Annotated in this window: 20 protein-coding genes and 1 pseudogene; 4 read left to right on the forward strand and 17 right to left on the reverse strand. The window is 65.5% G+C overall.

Features of this window, described 5'->3' with window-relative positions; all coding sequences use genetic code 11:
- Positions 1-7 precede the first annotated feature (7 nt).
- Together ASD30_RS11545 and ASD30_RS11550 are read right to left on the reverse strand one after the other, a co-directional pair.
- Complete coding sequence (locus ASD30_RS11545) at positions 8-940, reverse strand: DUF1353 domain-containing protein (RefSeq protein ID WP_056681472.1); 933 nt, start codon at positions 938-940, stop codon at positions 8-10.
- Positions 941-1,054: 114 nt separating this feature from the next.
- Positions 1,055-3,040, reverse strand: a complete 1,986-nt coding sequence (locus ASD30_RS11550) for a thioredoxin domain-containing protein (RefSeq protein ID WP_056681473.1) — start codon at positions 3,038-3,040, stop codon at positions 1,055-1,057.
- A gap of 290 nt (positions 3,041-3,330) precedes the next feature.
- On the opposite strand from ASD30_RS11550, the gene ASD30_RS11555 reads away from it, so the two are divergent.
- Positions 3,331-4,572 carry a hypothetical protein gene (locus ASD30_RS11555; protein WP_235532569.1) on the forward strand — a complete coding sequence of 414 codons (1,242 nt, stop codon included), beginning with the start codon at positions 3,331-3,333 and terminating at the stop codon, positions 4,570-4,572.
- A gap of 232 nt (positions 4,573-4,804) precedes the next feature.
- Here the strand turns inward: ASD30_RS11555 and ASD30_RS11560 are convergent, their stop codons facing one another.
- Positions 4,805-5,953 (reverse strand): acyl-CoA dehydrogenase family protein, encoded by a 1,149-nt coding sequence (locus ASD30_RS11560; protein ID WP_056681475.1) that lies wholly within the window; start codon positions 5,951-5,953, stop codon positions 4,805-4,807.
- A gap of 804 nt (positions 5,954-6,757) precedes the next feature.
- Here ASD30_RS11560 and ASD30_RS26580 point away from each other — a divergent pair.
- Together ASD30_RS26580 and ASD30_RS27510 are read left to right on the forward strand one after the other, a co-directional pair.
- The gene (locus ASD30_RS26580; RefSeq protein WP_156393628.1) at positions 6,758-6,895 is read left to right on the forward strand and encodes a hypothetical protein; all 138 of its coding nucleotides are present in this window, start codon (positions 6,758-6,760) and stop codon (positions 6,893-6,895) included.
- A gap of 182 nt (positions 6,896-7,077) precedes the next feature.
- Positions 7,078-7,412 (forward strand): annotated as a pseudogene (locus ASD30_RS27510) (IS21 family transposase); the annotation flags it as partial.
- A 110-nt stretch (positions 7,413-7,522) separates the two neighbouring features.
- Here ASD30_RS27510 and ASD30_RS11570 read toward each other — a convergent pair.
- From ASD30_RS11570 to ASD30_RS11620, 11 genes are all read right to left on the reverse strand, one after another.
- Positions 7,523-8,479 carry an ABC transporter ATP-binding protein gene (locus tag ASD30_RS11570; RefSeq protein WP_056681477.1) on the reverse strand — a complete coding sequence of 319 codons (957 nt, stop codon included), beginning with the start codon at positions 8,477-8,479 and terminating at the stop codon, positions 7,523-7,525.
- 135 nt (positions 8,480-8,614) lie between these two features.
- A complete protein-coding gene (locus ASD30_RS11575) occupies positions 8,615-9,226 on the reverse strand; it encodes a hypothetical protein (protein WP_056681478.1) in 612 nt (203 codons plus the stop codon).
- Entirely contained in the window at positions 9,223-9,717 is a 495-nt protein-coding gene (locus ASD30_RS11580) for a hypothetical protein (protein WP_156393629.1), read from the reverse strand. Before ASD30_RS11580 ends, ASD30_RS11575 begins: the two co-directional genes overlap by 4 nt.
- Positions 9,717-11,051, reverse strand: coding sequence for an MCE family protein (locus ASD30_RS11585; RefSeq protein ID WP_056681480.1), 1,335 nt, complete (start codon positions 11,049-11,051; stop codon positions 9,717-9,719). The genes ASD30_RS11580 and ASD30_RS11585 overlap by 1 nt, the downstream gene beginning before the upstream one ends.
- On the reverse strand, positions 11,051-12,298 hold the full coding sequence (locus ASD30_RS11590; RefSeq protein WP_056681481.1) for an MCE family protein: 1,248 nt from the start codon (positions 12,296-12,298) through the stop codon (positions 11,051-11,053). Before ASD30_RS11590 ends, ASD30_RS11585 begins: the two co-directional genes overlap by 1 nt.
- Positions 12,298-13,422 (reverse strand): MCE family protein, encoded by a 1,125-nt coding sequence (locus tag ASD30_RS11595; protein WP_056681482.1) that lies wholly within the window; start codon positions 13,420-13,422, stop codon positions 12,298-12,300. Before ASD30_RS11595 ends, ASD30_RS11590 begins: the two co-directional genes overlap by 1 nt.
- Positions 13,419-14,411, reverse strand: a complete 993-nt coding sequence (locus ASD30_RS11600) for an MCE family protein (RefSeq protein WP_056681483.1) — start codon at positions 14,409-14,411, stop codon at positions 13,419-13,421. The genes ASD30_RS11595 and ASD30_RS11600 overlap by 4 nt, the downstream gene beginning before the upstream one ends.
- Positions 14,408-15,475, reverse strand: coding sequence for an MCE family protein (locus tag ASD30_RS11605; RefSeq protein WP_082563779.1), 1,068 nt, complete (start codon positions 15,473-15,475; stop codon positions 14,408-14,410). Before ASD30_RS11605 ends, ASD30_RS11600 begins: the two co-directional genes overlap by 4 nt.
- On the reverse strand, positions 15,472-16,662 hold the full coding sequence (locus ASD30_RS11610; protein WP_082563780.1) for an MCE family protein: 1,191 nt from the start codon (positions 16,660-16,662) through the stop codon (positions 15,472-15,474). Before ASD30_RS11610 ends, ASD30_RS11605 begins: the two co-directional genes overlap by 4 nt.
- Before the next feature lie 28 nt (positions 16,663-16,690).
- Complete coding sequence (locus ASD30_RS11615; RefSeq protein WP_056681486.1) at positions 16,691-17,515, reverse strand: MlaE family ABC transporter permease; 825 nt, start codon at positions 17,513-17,515, stop codon at positions 16,691-16,693.
- 1 nt (position 17,516) lies between these two features.
- Positions 17,517-18,524 (reverse strand): MlaE family ABC transporter permease, encoded by a 1,008-nt coding sequence (locus ASD30_RS11620; RefSeq protein ID WP_235532570.1) that lies wholly within the window; start codon positions 18,522-18,524, stop codon positions 17,517-17,519.
- Positions 18,525-18,780: 256 nt separating this feature from the next.
- On the opposite strand from ASD30_RS11620, the gene ASD30_RS27170 reads away from it, so the two are divergent.
- Entirely contained in the window at positions 18,781-19,131 is a 351-nt protein-coding gene (locus ASD30_RS27170) for a hypothetical protein (protein ID WP_056681487.1), read from the forward strand.
- On the opposite strand, the gene ASD30_RS27965 is transcribed toward ASD30_RS27170, so the two are convergent.
- The 3 genes from ASD30_RS27965 to ASD30_RS11635 form a co-directional block, all read right to left on the reverse strand.
- Positions 19,062-19,322, reverse strand: a complete 261-nt coding sequence (locus ASD30_RS27965; protein ID WP_082563782.1) for a helix-turn-helix domain-containing protein — start codon at positions 19,320-19,322, stop codon at positions 19,062-19,064. The two genes, ASD30_RS27170 and ASD30_RS27965, sit on opposite strands and share 70 nt — an antisense overlap.
- A gap of 393 nt (positions 19,323-19,715) precedes the next feature.
- Positions 19,716-20,957 (reverse strand): NAD(P)/FAD-dependent oxidoreductase, encoded by a 1,242-nt coding sequence (locus ASD30_RS11630; protein ID WP_056681488.1) that lies wholly within the window; start codon positions 20,955-20,957, stop codon positions 19,716-19,718.
- A 32-nt stretch (positions 20,958-20,989) separates the two neighbouring features.
- The gene (locus tag ASD30_RS11635; protein ID WP_056681489.1) at positions 20,990-22,393 is read right to left on the reverse strand and encodes a cytochrome P450; all 1,404 of its coding nucleotides are present in this window, start codon (positions 22,391-22,393) and stop codon (positions 20,990-20,992) included.
- Between the last annotated feature and the right edge of the window lie 23 nt (positions 22,394-22,416).

Consider the following 22,416-nt stretch of genomic DNA (forward strand, 5'->3'; position numbering starts at 1 on the left):
CGCGGCGCTAGAGCACCCAGAGCGCGATCACGGTGCCAGTCGCCAGGATGCTCACGAGCACGGCGACCCCGGCGACGATCAGCGGCTGGCGGTCGGCGGCCTTCTCGGTGACCTGGTAGAGCGCGGTCACGCCCAGCAGCCCGACGGTCACGTGCAGCAGCACGGCCAGGCCGATGCCCATCACCCAGCCGGCCATCCGGAACCGCCCCCAGGCCAGGCCGAGCACGAGCGGTACGACGATCGCGCCGGCCAGCCCTCCGATCAGCTCCAGCCACCACGGTCGGTCACCCATCCACGGCAGTTGCGGCGTACCGCCGATGTCGAACAGGTCGAGCGTCGCGAGCACGCCGAGCACCACCACGACGAGCAGCGACGCACCGATCACGATGCGGTGGCGCCATGTCGTCGCGGTCGACCACGGCACCTGCTCGCCCTTGAGCAGGGTCGCGGTGGCGACCGCCGACCACACCAGCCAGCGCCGTACGACGTCCGTGCCGGTGTCGGCCATCGCGTCACGGAAGATGCGGTCGGCCTCGACACGATGGACCATGTGACCGTCGGTGGAGGTGTAGGTCGGCGGCTCGTCGTCGGCGAAGCAGAGTCCGTCGTGCAGCAGCGCGGCCGGCAGGTGGGCGCCGGTCTTCGGCACCAGCCAGGTGAAGAGCATCGGCACCGACGTGAGGTCCGTGCGGAACGAGGCGGTGTCCGCGGGCACCAGCAACTCCCCCAGATGCCTGTCGCGGTAGGCGATCCGGCGGATCAGGGCGAACTGCTCGTGGCCCTGCACCGACAGCCGCTCCAGCACGATCTTCGGGTCCTCACCCGGGTTCGGAGGAACCTCCGGCTGGCCGTCGACGGCCGGCAGCCCGCCGTCGTAGAACCGCCGCGTCTCCTGCTCGACCTGCTCGACCTGCCCGACCATCGCGTCCGAGATCTTCATGAGTCAAGCGTCCTCCCGGCAGGCACCGCTGTCGAGGAGCCCCCACCGCATCGAGAGTGAAGTCCGTGTCGTCGTTCACCCCGGATCGCGACACAGGTTTCACTCTCGACGCGCTCAAAGCAGGGCGGGGTCAGTGACCGGGCGCTCGCAGACCATGTGGCGGCAGACGTACGCAGCGGGCGCGCCGTCGACCTCGTCGCGGCCGACCAGCAGCGGGATGTCGTCGCGGCCCGGTTCCACGACGAGCACGACTGCCCCGTGCCGACGACGTGCGGCCAGCTCCAGCCGATCGCGTTCGAGGCCGGGTCGCCCGACCACCACGATCTCGTCGGGGCCCTCGAGCATCGACTCGGCCGCTGCCAACGCCCAACCCGCGAAGCGCGGAGCCCGTTCGGCCAGGCCGGCGAGCACCGCGAGGGTCTGCTCGGCGGCCTCGCGGTGCGTGCCCGATCCACTGAGTGCGGCGTACGTCGCAAGGGCGTGGACCATCGCCGACTGGCCCGAAGGGCTGGCGTTGTCGGAGAGCTCGCGGGGCCGGGTGATCAGCGCCTCGGCATCGGAGGCCGTGTCGTGGAAGCCGCCGTCGTCGGCACGGAACCTGGCCAGTGCGTCGTCGAGCAGCACGCCTGCCCGCTCGAACCAGACCCCGTCACCGGTGGCCTGCAGCAGATCGAGGAAGCCGGCCGCGACACACGCGTAGTCCTCCAGCACTCCGTCGTGTCGCCCGACCAGACCGTCGCGCGACACCCGCAGGAGCCGTCCCTCCACGAGATGTACGTCGACCAGCAGCTGACCGGCACGCACCGCGGCCTCGACGTACTCCGGTTTGCGCAGCAGGGTGCCGGCCGCGCACAACCCGCTGATCGCCAGGCCGTTCCACGCTGCGACCACCTTGTCGTCGCGGGCCGGCCGCACCCGAGACGCGCGCGCTTCGAAGAGCCGACGCTTCACGTCCTCGAGGCGAACCAGGTCGTCCGGGTCGCGCAGCAGCTGCAGCGTCGAGGACCCGTGCTCGAAGGTGCCGGCCTCGGTCACCTCGAACGTGGTCGCCGCCCAGGCGCCGTCGTCCTCACCGAGCGCCTCGACCAGCTGGGCAGGGGTCCATGCGTAGAACTTGCCCTCGACGCCCTCACTGTCGGCGTCCAGCGCGGAGGCGAAGCCGCCCTCCGGCGTACGCAGCTCGCGGAGCAGGAAGTCGGCGGTCTCCTCGGCGATCCGGTTGCCGCCCCACCGCGCGTAGAGGCCGAGCAGCTGCGCGTTGTCATAGAGCATCTTCTCGAAGTGCGGCACCACCCAGCCGGAGTCGACGGAGTAGCGCGCGAAGCCGCCGCCGATCTGGTCATAGAGCCCGCCGCGGGCCATCGCCACGCAGGTCGCGTCGACCATCCGCTTCGCGACGGAACCGTCCGCTGGTTGAGGAGCGAGCTCCGGCGAGCGTCTCGATACCCGCGCCTCGTGCCGCAGCAGGAACTCCAGGACCATGCCCGGCGGGAACTTCGGCGCACCGCCGAACCCGGCGCTCTGCCCGTCGAACTCCGTGGCCAGGGCACGCACGGCCTGGTCGAGCGTCTCGGCAGTGATCAGGCCGGTGTCGAGATCGCCCTGCACCTTCAGGTGGGCGCCGATCTCCGACGCCGCCTGCCGCACCTCGTCGGCCCGGGTCACCCACGCATCGGCCAGGGCATCAAGGATCTGCATGAAGCTGGCGCTGCCGTGGCGCGGCGTGTCCGGGAAGTAGGTGCCGGCGAAGAACGGGTTGCCGTCGTGGTCGAGCACGCAGGTCATCGGCCAGCCGCCGTGCCCGGTCATCGCCTGGGTGGCGCTCATGTAGACCGAGTCGACGTCGGGTCGTTCCTCACGATCGACCTTGACGTTCACGAAGTGCGCGTTCATGTACGCCGCGGTCTCGGCGTCCTCGAACGACTCGTGCGCCATCACGTGGCACCAGTGGCACGCGGCGTATCCGACGGAGAGCAGAATTGGTGTATCACGACGCGTCGCTTCGGCGAACGCTTCGGGCCCCCACTCCCACCAATCTACTGGATTCTCCGCGTGTTGGAGTAGATATGGACTCGTTGCCGAGGCAAGACGATTGGCCATTTCCCATGACTCCTAACGAGTGGCACGTGTATCATTTTCGTCCAAGTGATACACGAGAGTGATACACGAAGCAGATTCAGCGCCCGGTTCTGGACCGACCGCGCTCCCAGCCTAGGAGGCCACCGATGCCGGCTCACAAGAAGCCCACCCTGCTTGCGCAGGGCAAGCCGCGTACCCTGGGTGGCGGAACACGAGCCTGGCGGGTTCGGCTCTACGCCCCCGAAGTGGGCGGAACGAAGTACCAGGTGATGTTCCGAGCACCTGCCGACGACGGCGAGCCGTGGAAGCGAGTGCTCCGTCGGGCCAACTCCGAGGCCGAGGCGCGCAAGATCTTCGCGCAGGCAGAAGCCGCACTGGACACCGAGAAGGAAACTCCTGCCGGTGCCGATGTCCGTGCCTCCCGCACCATCCGCATGCTCGGCGAGGAGCACCTCAAGGACAGCATCGAGCGCGGCAAACAGCCCCGGACGATGGAGCAACGCGAGTCGCGACTGAACGCGCACATCCTGCCCACAATCGGCGACGTGCCGGTGACCAAATGGCGCGTCGACCACAGCCGCAAGGTCATGGAGAAGGGATCGAAGACGATCTTCTCCAACCGCGGCCGCGAGGATTTGCGGGGCCAGCTCGCCGCTATGCGCAAGCTTGCCTGGCGGCTGGGGTGGCTCGACCGCAGCGTCGACCCGCTCGACGGGCTGGAGATCGGAAGAGCCAACATCCTGCACGGAGCGACAGCCCAGTACGTCGATCCGCGCCTGCGTCCCGAGACGCGTCAGGTGCGGGCGATGGCCGATGCCGCCGACAAGCTCTGTGGCCCTGACGGCACCGATCCACTGATGACGCGCCTCCCACTGTTCGGCACGAAGATCCGCGTCGCGGGCTTCGGCGGGCTCCGCCTCGGCGAGCAGAACGCACTACGCGCGATCGACGTTTTCCTCGATCGCGGCTACGTCCACGTCAACGGCTCGTGGATCACGCCACGACGCCAGGCCGGATTCCGCGGCCCGGTGAAGAACCACACCCTGCACGAGGTGCCCTTGCCCGGGTCACTGCTGCGCGACGAACTCCTCCCCCGCGTCAAGGAACTGCTCGGCCTGCCGGACAAGGCAACGCTGCAACAGGTCCTCAACGCTCAGGAAGCCGAGCGCCAGCGACGTGCCGACCTCTCGCTCCGCGAGCCGAACAAGAACCTCGCATGGTGGAACTACCCCGTGCCGACTGAGGATGAGCTGTGGCTCTTCGTCGATACGGTCACCGGCCTGCCGGTCAAGCCGGAACTGCACAACGAACGCTGGCACCGCGTACGCCGGTGGGTCGAGAAGAACGACCCCGACAACGCTTGGCCGCGCACCATCGTCTACCGCAACCTGCGGCACCACGCTGCGACCAGGTGGTTCCACGACGAGCTCGGCGAATCCTGGGAGGTCGTGGCTCAGTATCTCGGGGACAAACTCGCCACGGTTCTGAATCACTACGTCCGTGCTGGCGAGGACGCACTGCGCGACTCAGTCGGCAAACTAGCGAATCTCTAGGAGTACCCATCGAAGGGAGGAGTGGCACCGTAGGTCTCCGTACGTTGGACCGCCCAGGCCACACTTCGAGGAAGACTCTCTTGATCCGTCGGGCCGCTGTACCAGGCGGTACACGCCCCGCCGAGCTGTCGGCTCTCGCGACCGGACCCGACGGACCGGTTCCGATCCTTGGGTGACCTGCAGGGTCCGAGGTGGTGCCTCTCGGTTAACAGGGCGAAATCGATCCCGAGACTCATAGGCCGAGGTCGCGGCCGATGAGCTCCTTCATGATCTCGTTGGAGCCAGCCCAGATCTTCGACACGCGAGCGTCACGCCAGGCCCGGGCGACGCGGTACTCATTCATGTACCCGTAGCCGCCGTACAGCTGGACGCAGGCGTCAAGCACCTGATTCTGGACCTCGGCTGCCCACCATTTGACCTTGGCGGCGTCGACCGCGGTGAGCTCGCGCTTGGTGTGGGCGATGACCGCGTTGTCGAGGAAGCCCTGGGTGACCTCCATCTTGGTGACCAGCTCGGCGATGACGAACTTGTTGTACTGGAAGGACCCGATCGACTGGCCGAAGGCCTTGCGCTCCTTGACGTAGTCGATGGTCTCGTCAAGGATCTGCCGGGCCTGTGCGATGTTGCAGATGGCGTTGGACAGCCGCTCCTGTGGCAGCCAGTTCATCATGTGGATGAAGCCTTGGTTCAGCTCCCCGATCAAGTCTTCGGCCGACACCCGTATGTCCTCGAAGAACATCTCCGCAGTATCTGACTCATCCTGGCCGACCTTGTCCAGCTTGCGGCCAAGGCTGTAGCCCGGGCGGCCGCTCTCGATACCGAACAGCGAGATGCCGTGGCCGCGCTTGGCCTCGGGATCGGTGCGCGCCGCCACGACGATCAGGTCAGCCGAGGCGCCGTTGGTGATGAAGGTCTTCGACCCGTTGATGACCCAGTCGTCACCATCGCGCACAGCAGTGGTCTTGAGCGCGGCCAGGTCGGAGCCGCCCGATGCCTCGGTCATCCCGATCGCGGTAAGGATCTCGCCGGAGCAGAACCCGGGCAGCCAGCGCTTCTTCTGCTCCTCGGTCGTGAGCTCCACGAGGTACGGCGCCACGATGTCAGCGTGGATGCCGTGGCACGAGCCGAGCGACATCGACACCTTACCCAGCTCCTCGCAGAGCACTGCGTTGTAGCGGAAGTCACCGGCCTCGGCGCCGCCATACTCCTCGGGTATCTCCAAACCAAGCAGGCCAGCCTCGCCGAACGAGAGCCACATCTCGCGGGGAAACTGCTTGGCCTCGATGTAGGCATCCCAGTTCGGCTTGACCTCGCGGTCGAGGAAAGTGCGAACGGAGTCGCGAAAGGCTTCGTGGTCGGCGTCGTAGATGTTGCGCTGCATGGGATATCTGCTCCTTCAGTCGAGTTGGCGCTTGAGGATCATGCCCGAGGCGGTCATCGGCAGCTCGTTCCAAGAACTGGAGACGATGCGGGGGGTACTTGTAGGTCGCCATCTGCTCCTTGGCCCAGGCATCCACGTCAACCTCAGTGACGTAGACGTACTCTTTCGCGTTGATCACGCAAGCTTTGATCTCATCGCCATGGCTCCCACGTGGTTGGTGGCGTCAGGTGACGGGGACAGCCTTGTGCTGGCCGCTGGCGGCGATGCGCGTCGTGGGCCGACCTCTTCCGCGGACTCTGCCGACGGCGTCGAAAGCGCAACCCACTGCGGCGGCGATCATGGGGATCCACACTGGAATCAGCATGAAAGCAAACAGGGGGAGCAAGGTCTTCAGGGCGTCGGACATTTGAGTTCCTCTCGGACTGCTGAGCGATACACACGAGTGTGGGACCGAGGCAACCCCGCGAGTTAGGTCCGCCAGGCCAAACTCCGGGGCAATGCCTGTGTCGACGTACAACATCGCCCTGCGGCCGGTCTCGTTCGAAAATCGGCTGGAGCAGAGCGTGGTGTCAGCCCGCGGACGCAGCCGATCGAGTTCAACCCACCTCCCACGCCGCACCGCCCGAGATGGCCGGGGACCGCCCTGCGCTCCCGATACAACTGCGGTTCACGACTTTGCCTGGCAGACAAGACGGCCGGGGTCACCTTCAGCAGCATGGATCCACAGGCCACCAGAAGGAGAACAGCGATGGACTGCGCGCTCAGGCCGACCTGCTGCCGGCCACGAGCTGAGGAGGAGCTGCGTTGACCTGGCACACCGCCACCGTCCCGATGGCCGAACTCAACCCGACCGTCGTGGAGATCCGCAATGCGGGCGGCACCATCACGAATTTCTGCCCGTGCGTCGGTTCGGTCCTTATCACCTGGACCACCATCCGCTGACAAAGCCTGCGCGCGCCGCCCCGGCGCAAACGGGCCCGGGGCACTCGAGTCGGGCTCACTCCTCGCGACACCGGACCCCGGCGCTTTGGGAGTCCAGTGAACGGGCGAACTCTCCCTGTCGACGGAACCTGAAACTGACCCCCTCCGAGACCTGCCCTCACCTCGAGGCAGGAAGAAGTGGAGTGTTGTCAGTGGAGGACTGGGGTTGAGACCCGGCGGTTGCACCGTGCGGCGGGAGTGCCGATCAAGGTGATCGCCGGGATGATGGGGATCTCGAAGAACACGGTGCGCAAGGCACTGGGCGATGGTGGTCCGCCGAAGTACGAACGGGTGGTGCGGGTGTCACGGGGATCGATGACACCGAGCCACGATTCCGGGAGTTGCTGCGAGTGTCGCCGATGATGGCGGCGACGGTGGTGGCCGAACGGATCGGGTCGCAACACTCGATCAGGACGTTGCGGACCCGGTCAGTGATCTGCGGCCGGTGTACCTGCCGCCGGATCCGGCATCACGCACCGATGCAGCCGTCATCGGTGTGTCCGACGAGAAGTAGAAGTGAGATCGTCGTCCCTGTCTGCGCCCGAATCGAACATCCGGGATGAGGTCAGTGACGACATGTGGGTCTCTTCAGGATCCGGGGGCCAGGCCGGCGTTGGTCGACTCGAAGGACCCGGGGGGCGGCGTGACACCGTTCAGGCGGCACCACTCGCCACCGGGGCGCTGGCCACGGCGCGGGATGCCGTTGGAGGGCACGAGCTGGAGCGGGATGGGCGGCAGCGGCGGCATCTCGATGTCGCGCTCGGCCTCGAGCTCGTCAGCGTCCTTCTCCTCGGACATGCCGATCGGGCCGACGGTCTGCGCGTTGAGGAACTGGCGGACCACGGGCTCCTCGGAGCTGAGCAGCATCTCGCGGGGCCCGAACAAGGCCAGGTGCTTGTGATAGAGCAGGCCGATGTTGTCGGGCACCGTGCGGGTGCTGTTGATGTCGTGGGTGACGATCAGGAACGTGGCGTCGATCTGCGCGTTCAGGTCGATGAAGAGCTGGTTGATGAACGAGGTGCGCACCGGGTCGAGGCCCGAGTCGGGCTCGTCGATCAGCAGGATCTCGGGGTCGAGCACGAGGGCCCGGGCGAGGCCGGCACGCTTGCGCATACCACCGGAGATCTCACCGGGAAGCTTGTCCTCGGCACCGAGGAGACCGACCAGGTCCATCTTCTCCATGACGATGTTGCGGATCTCGGTCTCGTTCTTCTTGGTGTGCTCACGCAGCGGGAAGGCCACGTTGTCGAAGAGGTTCATCGAGCCGAACATCGCGCCGTCCTGGAACAGCACGCCGAAGAGCTTGCGGATCTCGTAGAGGTCCTTCTCGGAGCAGGAGGCGATGTCGGTGCCCTCGATGATGATCGAGCCCTTGTCGGGCTTGAGCAGGCCAATGAGGGTCTTGAGGAACACCGACTTGCCGGTTCCGGAGGGGCCGAGCATGACGGACACCTCACCGGCGGGGATGGTGAGGGTGACGTCGCCCCAGATGAGTTGCTTGCCGAAGGACTTCGACAGCCCGTCTACCTTGATGTCTACGCCCATGGCGTTTTCCTCTCCTCGTTCATCGCTGGGCTGGTTCCCCGGTCGTCGCCGACCGTGGACACCCTCTTCTGATCCGTGATGTCTCCGGTCCCGTGTACAGCCCGATGAAGTCGCGCTGAGAGGCGCATCACCGGCTCACAGCGGGCGTAGACCCGCGATCTTCCACTCCGCCCCCGCAGGTGACATGGTGACTTCCACGCGACTCCCCGTGACCGAGGTGCGACCGGCGCCGCCGTTGCCAGTCACGGTCTTCTGGGTGAGGAAGACCAGCACCACCACCTCATCCGCTGACGCCGACACCACACCTGCCCCACTCACGCTGGCAGACGTGCTGATCTTGCGGTCGGTGGCGGCGGGACGCACGACGTCGTCGAGAATCTTCTGGTAGTCGCCGTGGAAGTCGCCGGTAGTCTGCCCGATGGCGGCTTCCAGGTCACGATCGATCGTGGCGTTCTCGTAGCTGAGCAGCACGGGCACCCTCGACTTCGCTGCCGCCAGGGCCTCGTTTCGCGCTTGGCTGACGTCGGCCGCGCGGCTCGTCTGCAGGGTGGCGAACCCTGCACACGTCGCCGCGACGAGCACCACAAACAGGGCGACGAGAACGGTCCGGCGTGATGATCCCGGGCGCCTGATGACGGGCGCCGGTGACTCCTCGTCCTCGGTGGACTCGATGTCCTCAGTCGGGTCGACGTCCACCTCGGCCTCCTCCGCGTCTTCGTCATGACGTTCGATTGACTTGATGTTCATGCCACGAACTCCAATCCCGACACGAGCCAGTCGCCGTCGGTGTGGTCGAGGTCCACCCGCAGGCGGTAGTTGCGGGGCTCGGCCTTCTTCGCCTTCTTGTTCTGGACAGAGCCCTTGGCTGCGACGAGGACCGTTGCCTTGTCGTCATCGAAGCTGACGACCCCGGCCGAGACCACCTCACCCGTTGACCGGACCTTGTTGCGCTTGAGCTCCTTCAGGAGACGGTCGGCCTGTTCCTCGAACTCCGTACGGAAGTTGGCCGAAGCACCGTCCATCAGCTTCTCGAGTTCGTTGTCGGTGGTCGAGCTGCTGATGTTGATCAAGCCCTCGACCTCGGCCGTGGCCGCGGCGATGGCGTCATCCTCTCCTGCACGGACCTCTCGTTCTGTCTGCCACGACCATGCGCGTTGCGCGGTGATCAGGATCAGGCACACGGCGACGATCGTGGCGCCGACGACGACCAATGACGGCGTCGCGCGTCGAAGCCTCATCATCGGGAACCCAAGGGGGCTAGTACGAGGATCTTCCACAGTTCTTCTCCTCCTGGTTGCTCGGTTCCGTCCGACCTTGTTCTGTCCGGATCGCCTCCCTGGCCCACGGCAAGGTCGTAGGCGACGGTGCCGCTGGTCTCAGGCCAGACCCCAGACCCGAAGCGCAGTCCGCAGTCGGCCGGCAACGGGCCACGCTCTTCGCTGTTGGGGCAGGGCAGGTTGCGCGCTCCTCGAACAGCAGTCGGGTTGTCGGGGGCGATGTCGCAGTGTGCGAGGGAGTCGATCTCTCGCGTCGTCGTCACGCCGGGGCGGCGCCGCTCGGCGGGCGGCAGATAGCCGGCAAGGCAGGTGGGCGGATTGTTCAGCGCCGCGCGAAGGTCCAATTGGACGTCGCCCTGCTCCACCCGAGGGTTCAGGGTGGACTGCAGCCGGGCGATGGTCGCAGGATATACGACGAGGGTCTGCCGGATCTCCGGGAGATACGTGTTGAGGACCTCGGCGTTGGTGGTCAGGTTGGCGAGCATCCTCGGCAGAACGGGTTGCAGCTCCTTGACCGTCCCTGTCGCGGCGTCGAGGCCACCGGGAGCAGACCTGAGAAGCGCCCGGATGTCCGAGCTGTCGTTGTCGGCCAGGACACCGGTGACCTCGTTCAGGGCTCCGGCGTAGGACTTGGTCACCGTCCCGAGGTCACGCTGGGTAGTCAGCACCGGTTGCAGGGCCGCGATCAGTGAGGTGGTCGCGTCGACCTGGGACTGGGCCTCGGTCAGGAGTTGTCCTGCCGACGTGACCAGCTCGTTGAGCTCCGGACCCGTCCCGCCCAGTCCCGCGTCGACCTGGGACAGGAGACGTTGGGTCTTGGCCTTGGGCACGGACTCAAGCAGTCGGTTGACCGAGTCGAGCACCGGAGTGATCTGCGGCATGGCGACCGAACGATCCTGCGGAATGGCATCACCGTCGGCAAGGTGGTCGTCACCGGCGGCGCCCTTCTCCGAGTCGACCAGGTCGATGTATTGCTCACCGATGGCTGAGGTGCTGTGCAGCTCGGCGGTCACGCCTTCCGGGATCTTCGCTCCGTCATCGATACGCAGTGTCGCGACCGCACTGTCGCCGGTCACCTCAAGGTTTGACACCGTCCCGACCTCGACGCCCCGGTAGGTCACCGATGCCCTCGGATAGAGACCACTGGCGTCGTGGAAGTCCACTGTGACGTCGTACACCCCGAGGCCGACCATGGCCGGAACCCGGGCGTAGTGGAAGAACGTCAACCCGAGCGCCACCGTGGCCAGGACCGCGAAGATGCGTAGTTGTCGCTTGATCAGTGCAGTGAGAACCATCAGCAGAGTCCTAGGAACGAGAGCAAGCAGCCGGGGCTCGGCTCCTCGGGTATGTCGGGCGTTGGTGTGTCGCCGGGGTCCGGCTCGTCCTCGGTGGTGCCGTCATCGGTGCCACCGTCACTGTCCGGTACGCCGTCTGTGGGACCGCCCTTCTTCGTGGGTGGCGCCAGCGGGTTCCGGAGGGGATCTCCGGCCTGCAGGGCCGGCGGGATCCCGCCAAGCCAACTGTCGGCCAGCGATCCCACACGGAGGTCGAGTGTGGCGAAGAGGTTGGCGTAGTCACCGCGTACCGCATCGCGAGTCGTCATCGCGGGGAACGGGATGGTCAGTCCGATCTTGAGCGCCTCCGGCAGGGACTCGCTGGCTTTGCCGAGGTTGGACAAGATCGGGCCGAGGGACTTGAGGTTGGCCGTGAGCGCGGTCTCACTGGCGCGCACCACCTTCACTGCCCGGTCTCCGGTCCGGCCGGTTGCAGTGACCGCCCTCACCAGGCGGTCCCGTTCCTGCTCAAGGGTCTTCAGGCCGGGGGTGATCTTGTCGATCGCGGTTGCGACCGTGGTCTGGTCCTCACGCAGACCGGCGCTGAAGTCGTTCAGCGAGTCCAGGGCCCGCACGATCTCTCCGCGGTTCTGGTCGAGGACTGTGAGCAGTTCGTTCGACCGACGAATCAGGCTCCGGGTGTCGGGCACCCGACCATGCAGGGCAGTGGACAGCTCGTCGGTGATGGTGGAGATCTGCGACAGGCCACCGTTGTTCAACAGCAGAGCCACCGCGCCCAGCACCTGCTCGGTCGCTGGGTAGCTGCCCGTCTGCTCGACCCCGATGACCTCACCGTCCCCCAGCGGTTCGGAATGTTTCGTCGCTCTCGCCTTGTCGCCACCAGGGACGGACACCTCGACGTATTGGGCACCCAGGAGTGTCTTCTGGCCGACGCTGAACTCCGCCGTTGAGGGAAGCTCGATGTCCTTGAGAAGCCGGAGCTCGACGACTGCCTCCCAGCCGTCGACGTCTATCCCGGCGACGGTTCCGATCACGACGTTGTCCTTCATGACAGTCGCGTTCGGCACCAGGTTCGCGATCTGGTCGAAGTGAACCTCGACCGAGTAGCCGTCGTCACCGACGGCCACCTGTCCGGGGAGCGTGTTGTCGTTCGGCTGAATCTCGCAACCGGTCGTCAGCAGGGCGACGACGGCCAGAAGTGCGCTGATCCAACGCCCACGGGGCGCAATGATGCGACGAGTCGACATCACTCCTCCCCTCGATTCGTTGCACCTGGCAGTGGGAGGCCGCTGGTGTCACCCTGAGGGACCAGTCCGAGCAGCTCGGTGATCGGACCGAGGCCGTCGATGCACTGCTGGCTCGTCCCGCCGACCCCGAGAATCGAACCGCAGAGCAGCTGTGCCACGTTGTCCAGGCCACTGAGCGTCGCCCGCCCGGTGATGGCCTGGTCCTGGATGGTGTTGTGCAGTCCGATGAGAGCGTGCGGTGCTGTGTGGAGGACACCAGCGAGCTCGTTGGATCGGTCGGCAAGCGCCGCGGCCAGCCTGTCGAGGTCGGCGACTGAGCTCGTGATGCGACCGCCATGCTTCTTGAAGTACTTCTCGGTCACCGCCAGCACCGTCGCCAGGCCTCGGATCGCTCCCTTGAGGTTGGTCCGGTTGTCCGACACCACCGTGCTGACGTTGTCGAGCTTCGTGGTGAAGCCGCGGACCGCTGCGTCGTTGAGTGCGAGGTTCTGCGTGAAGGTGTTGAGGTGCTTGATCGTGCCGAACAGGTCCGAGCGCCCGTCGGAGAGGGCCGTCGCCGCTGACCGCAGCTCACCGATTGAGGTGCGCAGCTGTTCGGAGTTTCCGTTTCTCAGACCGTGCTCCAATGAGGTGATGGCGTCAGCGAGCGGACCGGACTTCGACGTGCCCTCGGGTCCGAGGGTGGTGGCCAGATCAGTGAGCTGCTGCTTGACGTCGTCGAAGGTGACCGGGACCGCGGTGCGCTCGAGAGGGACGGTGGCACCGTCGTCGAGTCGCTCTCCACCGGTGAACACCGGGTCGAACTGCACGAACCGGCCGCTGACCAGGCTGGGTGACACGATCGCCGCATGCGCGTCCGCCGGAATCGGCTGGCCGGAGTCGATCTCCATCGACACGGTGACGCCTTTCGATTCATTCTCGATCTCGGTGATCTCGCCGACCTTGACCCCGAGTACCTTCACGTCGTCGCCGACATTGAGTCCCTCAGCGCTGCTGAAGTAGGCGCGGACCCCAGTGGTGCTGGAGTCGCTCCACCACACGAAGGCGGCTGTGACCAGCAGCGCGGCAACGACGGCGAGCGGGAGAAGGCGACCGGTACGTCGTCCGCTGGTGAGTCTTCTCATTTCATGGCTCCGGAGAGGATCGGGACGAGGGTGGTGGGCGAGGTGAGGTTCTGGATGTAGGCGTCGAACCACGGTCCGCTCGCGAGGGCCTCGCCGAACGCGGTGGCGTATCCCCGCAGGCCGGTGATGCTGTCCTGTAGGTTCTTGCGGTTCTCGTTCAGCACGTCGACGACGGTGTCCAGTTCTTCGAGTGCCGGGTCGAGGACGTCGTCGGAGTCCTTGAGTAGGCGCCGGAGCTCTACCGAGAGTTTGCGCGCGCTGCTGAGAAGGCTCACGACCACCTGCTGCCGGGCATTCAACTCGGTCAGGAGCGATCGCCCTGAGTCGAGCAGCGAGGAGATCTGCTCATCCCTGCTTGCAAGCACGTCCGTCACGCTGTTGGCGCGGGTGAGCAGTGAGGCCAACTCGTCGTCGTTGGCGGAGATGGAGCGTGACAAGGCAGTGATGCCAGACAGGGCCCGACCGAGGTCGGGGCTGCTGGCGTTGAGCGTCTGCGACGCCTGATCGAGGGCCTCGGCCAACTGGGGCTTGTCGATCTTGGCCGTCGTGTCCGTGAGCTGGTTGAGGGTGGAGGTCAAGTTGTACGGCGCCGAGGTCCGCTCGACGGGGATCGAGTCCCCGGCCGCCAGTCGGCCCGATCCGCGGGGATCGAGCTCGACCGCTGCCCTGCCCAGGAGAGTCACGGTGACGATGCGCGCTTCCGTGTCCTCGCCGAGCTCCACGCCATTGTCCGTCAGCACAATGTCGGCGACGACATCCCGCCCGTCCAACTGGACGTCGCGAACCTTCCCGACCTCCGCACCCGAGATCATCACCGAGTCACCGCCCTTCAAACCGCCGGCCTCGGCGAAGTGGACCTGCAGGACCTCGCTGTTGCCGACCAGTGGCAACTGGTTGATGTTCAGTGCGGCCACGACCACTAGCACCAGGCCGAGGGTGCCGAGAATGCCTCTCAGGGCGAGCCGATCGCTCGATGCGCCGGCGCTCATCGCTTGCACCGCGGTGCGTCGGAGTAGATCCACGGTGTCGTGACGTCAGCGCCATCCAGCGCTCCGGTCTGGACACGCACACCGCACAGGAAGAAGTTGAAGAAGTTTCCGTAGGAAGACGTGTTCGATAGCGTTCGGTAGTGGTCGGGAAGTTGGTTGAGCACGATCGCGAGGGTGTCCTTCTCCTTGTTGATGCCCCGTGCGGCGTCCGCCAGGGACTTGAGGTCGGTACGCACGTCGCCGCGGATCCGCGATGCCAGTCCGGCGGTCCGCACGGCGAACCGGTCAATAAGCACCGCGGCATCGAGCACTTGAGTGTCCTGCTTGTCGAGACCGGTCAGCAGGACATCGAGGCGATCCACAAGCAGGCCGACGGTGTCCTTGCGGGCATCGACGGTGCCCAGGACACTGTTCAGGTTCCGGATCACCTGCCCGATGACCTCCTCACGACCCCCGATGGTCGTCGTGAAGGACGCAACACGCTGAACCAGCGTGGCGACGGCGGCCTGCTGACCCTGGAGAACCTGCACCAACTGGTGGGAGAGCTCATTGATCTGGGTGGGGCTGAGCCCGGCGAACAACGGCTTGAAGCCGTTGAGGAGGGTGTCCAGGTCCAATGCGGAGGCAGTGTGCGCGGCCGGGATGGTGCTGCCGACCTTGAGCGTCTTGTGGTCGTCCTTCTCCCCCGGGGTCAACTGGATGACTCGGTCACCGATTAGGTTGCGATACTGGATGGTGGCCCGCGTGCCGGTCGTCAACTCCTGGCCCTCTCGGACGTCGAAGGCCACCAGGACGGTGTTGTCCGGCCGCACGTCGATCGCTTTCACCTTGCCGATGTCGACGCCCGCGACCCGGACGTCGTCACCTTGGGAGAGCCCTGACACGTCGTCGAAGACCGCCCTGTACTCGTCACGGTCCCCGGGGCGGTATTCGCTGGTCACGACCGCGACCCACAGGGTGAAGCCGAGGGCGATCGCCAGGAACGCGCTGAACTTGATCAGGTCGCCACGCTGACGACGCTTTTCGGGACTCAGCCCGGAACTCTTTCCCACACGACTACTCATGGCAGCTGAGCACCCCCCTCGGTGAGACCGAGCAGTGTGTCGAGGAGGGCCTCGTTGGGCGTCGGTTGCGCGCCGACGTACGGCGAGGCACCCGTCCGCAGGTCGGGCGTCGGCCGCGACGCCTCCTCCGGGGTGACGGACGGAAGGCCGTAGCAGACTGGTCCGCGATCGTCTTCCTGGATGGGGAGGTTCTCCTGGTAGGTGTACGGGTCCCGGCCGGGGATCACGCGGGTGATCGTGGTGATCCCGGGGTGGGTGCCCCCGACCGCTGCCTCGGCCAACTGGTTCAGGGAGGCCAGGCCCAGGACCGTGCACGGGAGCTCGGGCGAATAGCGCTCGAGGACGGCGGTCACCGGCTCGAGCAGTGTCAGCGACGTGATCAGACCGCTCTGCGAGCTTCGGAGGAGCACGTCGGCCTCGTCGCTGAATCCGGTCAGGCTCCGCTCCAAGGCCCGCAGTGATGCCTGTTGTCGGACCACCGTGTCTGAGATCGTGCCCGTCTGCTCGAGGGTCGCGATCAGGTCGGGACGCGCGACTTCGTAGACGTCGGTGACGTCGTCGGCGACGCTGAGATCGACGCTGAGAGTACGCAGGGCCGGGTTGAAGGACTGCAGGTAGGCGTCGGTCTGGTTGATGAGGTCGCCGATCAGCTCACCTCGTTCGTCGACCGCGCCGGCAACCGCGGTCAGGGCCGAGTTCACCTCCGCCGGGCGGGCAACGTCCAGGACCTTGGTGAGGTTCTCGAAGGCCTCGTCGACCTCGACCGTCACCCGGTCGGCCGGGATCACCGCACCGGCCCGGATGGGGTCGGCACCACTCTTGTCAGGGGGAGTGAGCTGGACGTACTTGGCACCGAACGCGGTTGGCGGCACGATCTGGGCCGTCACGTCGGCCGGCACCCGGTCGGCCTTGTCGGAGTCGATGCCGAGCTCGATGGTCACGGTGTCTCCGTTCGAGGACACCCCCTTGACGTTTCCGATCTCGACACCCCGCAGCTTGATGGGGGCGCCCGCGGCGAGGGTGAGGCCCGCCCGGTCGGCTTCCACGGTGACCACGACGTTGTCCTCGAAGGCGCCCCTATACTTGGCAATCGTGCCCGCAATCAGCGCCGCGACAAGGACCACGAACAGCACGCCGTAGACGACCTGCCGGTCGATCGAGCGCCACACGCCCTGTGTTTCTGACATCAGAAGATTCCCTCGTCGTGTCCGCGTCTCATCCGGCGATGTGGACGGACGGTCCACCCCAGACGGCGATCGCGAAGATCAGGTCAATGAACATCGTGCAGATCAGCGCCGACCGAACGGCTTTGCCGACGGCCTTGCCCACTCCCGCCGGACCCCCGGAAGCGCGGAACCCGTGATAGCAGCAGATGCTGACGATCACCAGCGCCATCAGACACACCTTGAGCATCGCGAGGAAAAGGTCGCTCGAGATGAGGAAGGTGTCGAAGTAGTGCTGGTAGGTGCCCGGGGCCTGGTCGTAGCCGACCGTGACGACGAGGTACGTCGCCAGCCAGCACATCATCAGCGCGATGGCGAACAGCGGGATCACCGCGATCAGACCGGCAAGGATCCGTGTGGTCACCAGGTAGGGGACGGGCGGGACCGCCATCACTTCGAGGGCGTCGATCTCCTCGCTCACTCGCATCGCGCCGATCTGCGCTGTGAAACCCGCGCCCACCGTCGCGGTGAGGGCGATACCGGCGATGATCGGTGCCACCTCCCGGGTGTTGAAGTAGGCGGAGAAGAAGCCTGACAACGTGGAAACCCCGATGTTGTCGAAAGTCGTGTAGGCCTGCAGTCCCACCTCGATGCCGGAGGCAGCCGTGAGAAACCCGATGACCAGGACGGTGCCGCCGATGAGAGCCAGCGCCCCCGATCCCATCGACACCTCGGCCAGTAGCCGGACCACTTCCTTGGGATAGTGCTTCAGCGCCCTCGGCATGTGCGCGTAGGCATTCCCATGGAACTTCAGCTGGTCTCCCAGCTCACGTAGGAAGGCGGTCGGCCGGGCGAGGTATCGCGCGAGTCCGGCCATGTCAGGCTCCCATCTTGATCTGGAGGAACAGGGCGCTGATCACGCTGTTGGCAGCGAACAGCAACATGAAGGAGAACACCACCGTCTGGTTCACCGCTTCACCCACTCCCTTGGGGCCGCCCTTCGCATTGAGCCCCAGATAACAGGCGGTCAGCCCCGCGAGCATGCCGAAGACCGCGGCCTTGGCCTCGGAGGCGAGGAAGTCGGAGAGGCCGACAAGAAGAGTGAGATCGGACAGGTACAGCCCCGGCGTCGCGCCCTGGAGGACGACCGAGAAGAAGTAGCCGCCGACGAGGCCGACAACCGTGACCATGCCGTTGAGTGCCACCCCAACGAGAGTTGAGGCCACAACACGTGGCACGACCAGCCGCTCGATCGGATCGATGCCCAACGTGACCATGGCGTCGATCTCCTCCCGGATCTTGCGAGAACCCAGGTCAGCGCAGATAGCAGTCGCTCCGGCCCCCGCCACCACCAGCACGCTGACGATCGGGCCGATCTCGCGAACCACCGCGACCGCGGCTCCGGCTCCGGCGAGGTCGACGGCACCGATCTGGATCAGGAGCTGGTTCACCTGGAAGATGATCACGACGCAGAACGGGATCGCCACCAAGATCGCCGGGCCGAGGGAGACGGTGGTGATGAACCAGGCCTGCGAGACGAACTCCCTGAAGTGGAACCGTCTGGTGAACATCCGTGCGAAGACCTGACCAACAAAACTGTAGAAGTCACCGAAGGTCGACAGCGACTTCATCATCATCGTGCCGCGCAGCGCGTCCCGGGCGATCTTCTGACGCTCGGGAGTCATCCCCGTCGGGCCACGCCGACGTCCCTTGGGTCCGGCAGGGCGTGCTGGTGCAACCGTCACCGATTCTCCTTTGCCAGAACTTGAGGTCGCGGTCCAACCTGGGTTGGACATCACTCGCATTGGCGGCAAGTACACCCCGCGCCGACGGGGTGCGTCTTGGCGGATCGAACAAAAAGGGATCAGTGCGTTGGAACTGCGCACAGCGCCTCCACGTTTGCGTTCCCGAACCGAGCCGTGCCCGTTCGGTGGCACCGGGTGGCGGGGTGGCCCCCTTGCAACAGGGACCGGCTTTGGACGTCCGTACAGACCCGTGCCCGTTTCTTGGCACTGATTCCCACGAGAACCTCCGCACGACTCTGCGAATCTTGGACTCCCGGCGCGAACGGCGATCGCGATCTCACTACCGCGATCAACTCGTGCCCGGTGCTGGCCCTGACCCTGAGGGACTGCCCGTGACATGAACGACGTACTCACCACCACAGACCAGGGACGGCCGGTCGACCGGCTCGTGGTCCTCGACGCCTCACTCGCCGGTCTCCGGGCGGTCCGTGCCGCACGTGCCGGCGGATGGGAGGGTTCCCTCACCCTCATCGGCGCCGAGGACCGCCTGCCCTACGACCGGCCGCCCCTCTCCAAGACGGTGCTCAGCGCCGACACCGTGGTGCCGGGCGACCCGGCAGGCGGTGGCATCCGGGTCAGGCCGGCCACTGTCTGGCTCTCGGGCAGCGGGAACGCCCTTCACGACGACGACCGCGGTGCGCTCTGCAACGCTCGTCTCGAGGCAGCACGTGACCCCGCTGCCGCCTGAACTGCCGACCGACTGACCAAGGTCGACCAGGAACATCTCGTGATGACGCAGCGCGAGCTCAAGCTCCGCCGTCTGCTCGTCCCTTCGTGCCCGAGCAGTTCTTCGGTCTGGTTGACGCGGTATCGCACCGTATTTTTGTGCGCCGTCAGCGCCTGTGCGGCCTCATCGACAGTGCCGGTCACGAACAGCACGGCGAAAGAGCATCATCGGGTCGTCAGGGACCCGTCTGCGCAGGATCTACTCATCGCGTTGCCTCTGACCCAGCTCGTCGGCCGTGCCGTGTCTCGCACCACCGAGGGTCTCAATGACCTGCGACGTCGTCACGGTGCACTCGTAGATGGTCGCGTGAGTGCCGGGATCCGCAGGCTTCGACGCGACCGATGCCGGCCGATCTCTCGAGCGCGAGGGAGTAGTCAGAGCCGTTGACGACGAGCGCGCGGAGCTTCAGGGTCCGGCTCGAAATGTCGTGGGGCGAACACCAATGATGTGTCCGAACGGCCGTAGAACACCATCCAGGGGCCGTTGGTATCCCAAGCTGAACATCTCGGGACGGAAGAGCAGGGCTGGTGAAGTGCGAGGCAGGGTCAACCCGCGCTTGTCGTTGAAGCTTCCAACAGTGATTTCAAGGCAGTTCCGGGGTCGGCCAACAAGTCTCGGTTCGGTGCCAGCCCCTGAGCGATAGCGCGCTTGCTAAACATGAACTCCTGCGGCCGGTTGACACAATCCGCAGCGATGAGGCGGCCCTTGCCGAGGTAGAAGCAGGCGAAATCTCGGCCCGTTGACCGGTCACCACGCAGCACGATCTCGTCATAACCTGTGTTGAGACCAGCGATCTGCAACTTGAGATCGTATTGGTCCGACCAGAACCACGGCAGCGCGGAGATCTGTCTCTCCCTGCCACAGATCGCCGCTGCGACGCTTTTGGCCTGCTCGACCGCACTGGGCACAGATTCGAGGCGCAGGCGACCCTCGTAGCGCGCGTCGTAGTAGTTGGCGCAGTCCCCGGCCGCAAAGATCTCCGGGTCAGAGGTCCTCCCGTACGCGTCGATGACAATGCCATTGTCCACCGTCAGGCCGGCCTCCTGGGCCAGTTCGACGTTGGGCACGACCCCGACTCCGATGATGACCAGCTCCGTGGCCACAGAGTCACCGTCTTCGAGTCGCACTCCGCTGACGTGGCCCTTGCCCTCGAGCGCGTTGACTCCCACGCCGACGCGGATCTCGACTCCCTCCTCACGGTGAACGCGATCGTAGAAAGCGGACACCTCAGGTGCGGTGACCCGCTGCAATACCCGATCGGCGGCCTCAAGCACCGAAACAGAGATGCCCAACTTCCGTAACGAGGCCGCCGTTTCCAGTCCGATGTAGCCAGCGCCGATGATGACGGCGTGGCTGGTGGTGGCCAGGCTGTCGCGGATGGCCTCGATGTCGGCAGCGTCGCGCAAGTAGTGGACTCCGGCGAGATCCGCTCCCGGCAGGCTCAGTCGACGCGGCCGCGCCCCCAGACACAGGGCGAGCTTGTCGTAGCCAAGAGTTTCGCCGTTCGACAGGGTGACCGTACGGGCTCCTCGCTCGACACTGGTGACACGGGCCTGGCGGAACGCGACCTGTTGCTTGTCGTAAAAATCTGGCTTCCGGATCAGGAGTTCATCAAGGTTGGATGTGCCGGCAAGGTAGGTCTTGGACAGCGGCGGGCGGTGATAGGGCAACGTTGGCTCATCACCAATCAAAAGGACTTCTCCGGCCCAACCCTCCTGGCGCAGGCTCGCACACAACTGTGCGCTTGCGTGGCTGGCTCCGACGATGATCACACGGTTGTTGTCCATGGTGCCTTCTCACTCGTCCCTGTCGCTCGAGCTCAGGCTGTTGTCTTCGGCGTCAGCTTGACCATCATTTTCGAGTAGCCCTGCACAAAGTTGGACTGCACGTACTCCGGCTCATCGACGACGTCGATGTTGTCGAATCGAACCAACAGTTCCTCCCACAGGATGCGCAGTTGCATCTCGGCGAGGCGGTTGCCCATGCAGCGGTGTGCACCGAATCCGAACGACATGTGGTTACGCGCGTTCGGACGGTCGATGATGAAGGCGTCGGGATTCTCGAACTGGCGCTCATCACGGTTGCCCGAGGCGTACCACATGACGACCTGGTCGCCCTTGCGGATGAACTGGCCACCGAAGTGGACGTCCTGCTTTGCCACCCGACGCATGTATGCCAACGGGGTCTGCCACCGAATGATCTCCGAGACCATGTTCTTGATCAGCGATGGATCGGCCTTCAACTTCGCGAACTGGTCGGGGTTCTGGTGCAGGGCCAGGACGCCGCCGGACATGGAGTTGCGCGTGGTGTCGTTGCCACCGACGATCAGCAGCGTCAGGTTGCCCAGGAACTCCAGAGGCTTGTTGATCAGATCCTTGGTGTCCTCGGAGGTCTGCATCAAGGTGATCAGGTCGAACCCGGGGGCCTCGCCCGCCTCTCGGCGCGCCGCCTTTTCGTACCAGTGGGCCATGAAACTGCGTGCCAACTCGCCAGTGGCCTTGTAGAAATCGTCCTGGTGGCTGGTGCCACCGGTACCCTCAGCGGTGCTGCTGATCGTGTCGCCCCAATAGGTGAGCTTGCGGCGGTCCTCATACGGGTAGTCGAGCAGAGTGGCCAGCATGCGCCCGGTGATCTCTTTGGAGACGCGGTCGACCCAGTCGAACGGCCGATCTGTTGGCAGATTATCGAGCACATCCTGGACTCGTTCACGGATGAGCGACTCCATCTCCTTGAGGTTCCTGGGCGCCACCACCCCCTGGACGGCCTTGCGCTGGACATCGTGCTTCGGGGGGTCCATGGCGATGAACATCTCGATTTCGAGGGGCGGGGGCCCAAGAACGATGTAAGGCTCAGCTGAGAAGACCTCAGGGTTCGTGTCTACTGCGCGGATGTCCGCGTAGCGCGTGATCGACCAGAACGGGCCGAAGGGGCTGTCGGCGAGATAGTGGACCGGAGCTTCTTCGCGAAGCCGCGCGAAGTAGGAGTCCCACTTCCCCTGACGGTTCATGAACGGGTTGCTGACGTCGATCTTGGTCAGTGGCACGTCGGCGGCGTCCGGGATCGGCCGTTCGGTGAAGACGAGCGGCCTGCTCATACCAGCGAAGCGTTTCGCCTTCTCCACGAGATGCGCTGCCTGCACCTGCCGATCGACAGGAACCTTCGTCTGCATCTTGTTCCGTACTTTGGTCTTCGCCCTTTCGAGCGCGCTGTCCATGGTGTTCATGAGTCTGGCCTGCCGCCTGTCGT

It is taken from the genome of Nocardioides sp. Root140 (assembly GCF_001426745.1).
Taxonomy (GTDB): Bacteria; Actinomycetota; Actinomycetes; order Propionibacteriales; family Nocardioidaceae; genus Nocardioides.

Coding starts and splice junctions, on each gene's coding strand:
- ASD30_RS11545 (WP_056681472.1), bottom strand. CDS start 940: ATGAAGATCTCGGACGCGATGGTCGGGCAGGTCGAGCAGGTCGAGCAG.
- ASD30_RS11550 (WP_056681473.1), bottom strand. CDS start 3,040: ATGGCCAATCGTCTTGCCTCGGCAACGAGTCCATATCTACTCCAACAC.
- ASD30_RS11560 (WP_056681475.1), bottom strand. CDS start 5,953: ATGCAGCGCAACATCTACGACGCCGACCACGAAGCCTTTCGCGACTCC.
- ASD30_RS11570 (WP_056681477.1), bottom strand. CDS start 8,479: ATGGGCGTAGACATCAAGGTAGACGGGCTGTCGAAGTCCTTCGGCAAG.
- ASD30_RS11575 (WP_056681478.1), bottom strand. CDS start 9,226: ATGAACATCAAGTCAATCGAACGTCATGACGAAGACGCGGAGGAGGCC.
- ASD30_RS11580 (WP_156393629.1), bottom strand. CDS start 9,717: ATGAGGCTTCGACGCGCGACGCCGTCATTGGTCGTCGTCGGCGCCACG.
- ASD30_RS11585 (WP_056681480.1), bottom strand. CDS start 11,051: ATGGTTCTCACTGCACTGATCAAGCGACAACTACGCATCTTCGCGGTC.
- ASD30_RS11590 (WP_056681481.1), bottom strand. CDS start 12,298: ATGTCGACTCGTCGCATCATTGCGCCCCGTGGGCGTTGGATCAGCGCA.
- ASD30_RS11595 (WP_056681482.1), bottom strand. CDS start 13,422: ATGAGAAGACTCACCAGCGGACGACGTACCGGTCGCCTTCTCCCGCTC.
- ASD30_RS11600 (WP_056681483.1), bottom strand. CDS start 14,411: ATGAGCGCCGGCGCATCGAGCGATCGGCTCGCCCTGAGAGGCATTCTC.
- ASD30_RS11605 (WP_082563779.1), bottom strand. CDS start 15,475: ATGAGTAGTCGTGTGGGAAAGAGTTCCGGGCTGAGTCCCGAAAAGCGT.
- ASD30_RS11610 (WP_082563780.1), bottom strand. CDS start 16,662: ATGTCAGAAACACAGGGCGTGTGGCGCTCGATCGACCGGCAGGTCGTC.
- ASD30_RS11615 (WP_056681486.1), bottom strand. CDS start 17,515: ATGGCCGGACTCGCGCGATACCTCGCCCGGCCGACCGCCTTCCTACGT.
- ASD30_RS27170 (WP_056681487.1), top strand. CDS start 18,781: ATGAACGACGTACTCACCACCACAGACCAGGGACGGCCGGTCGACCGG.
- ASD30_RS11630 (WP_056681488.1), bottom strand. CDS start 20,957: ATGGACAACAACCGTGTGATCATCGTCGGAGCCAGCCACGCAAGCGCA.
- ASD30_RS11635 (WP_056681489.1), bottom strand. CDS start 22,393: ATGAACACCATGGACAGCGCGCTCGAAAGGGCGAAGACCAAAGTACGG.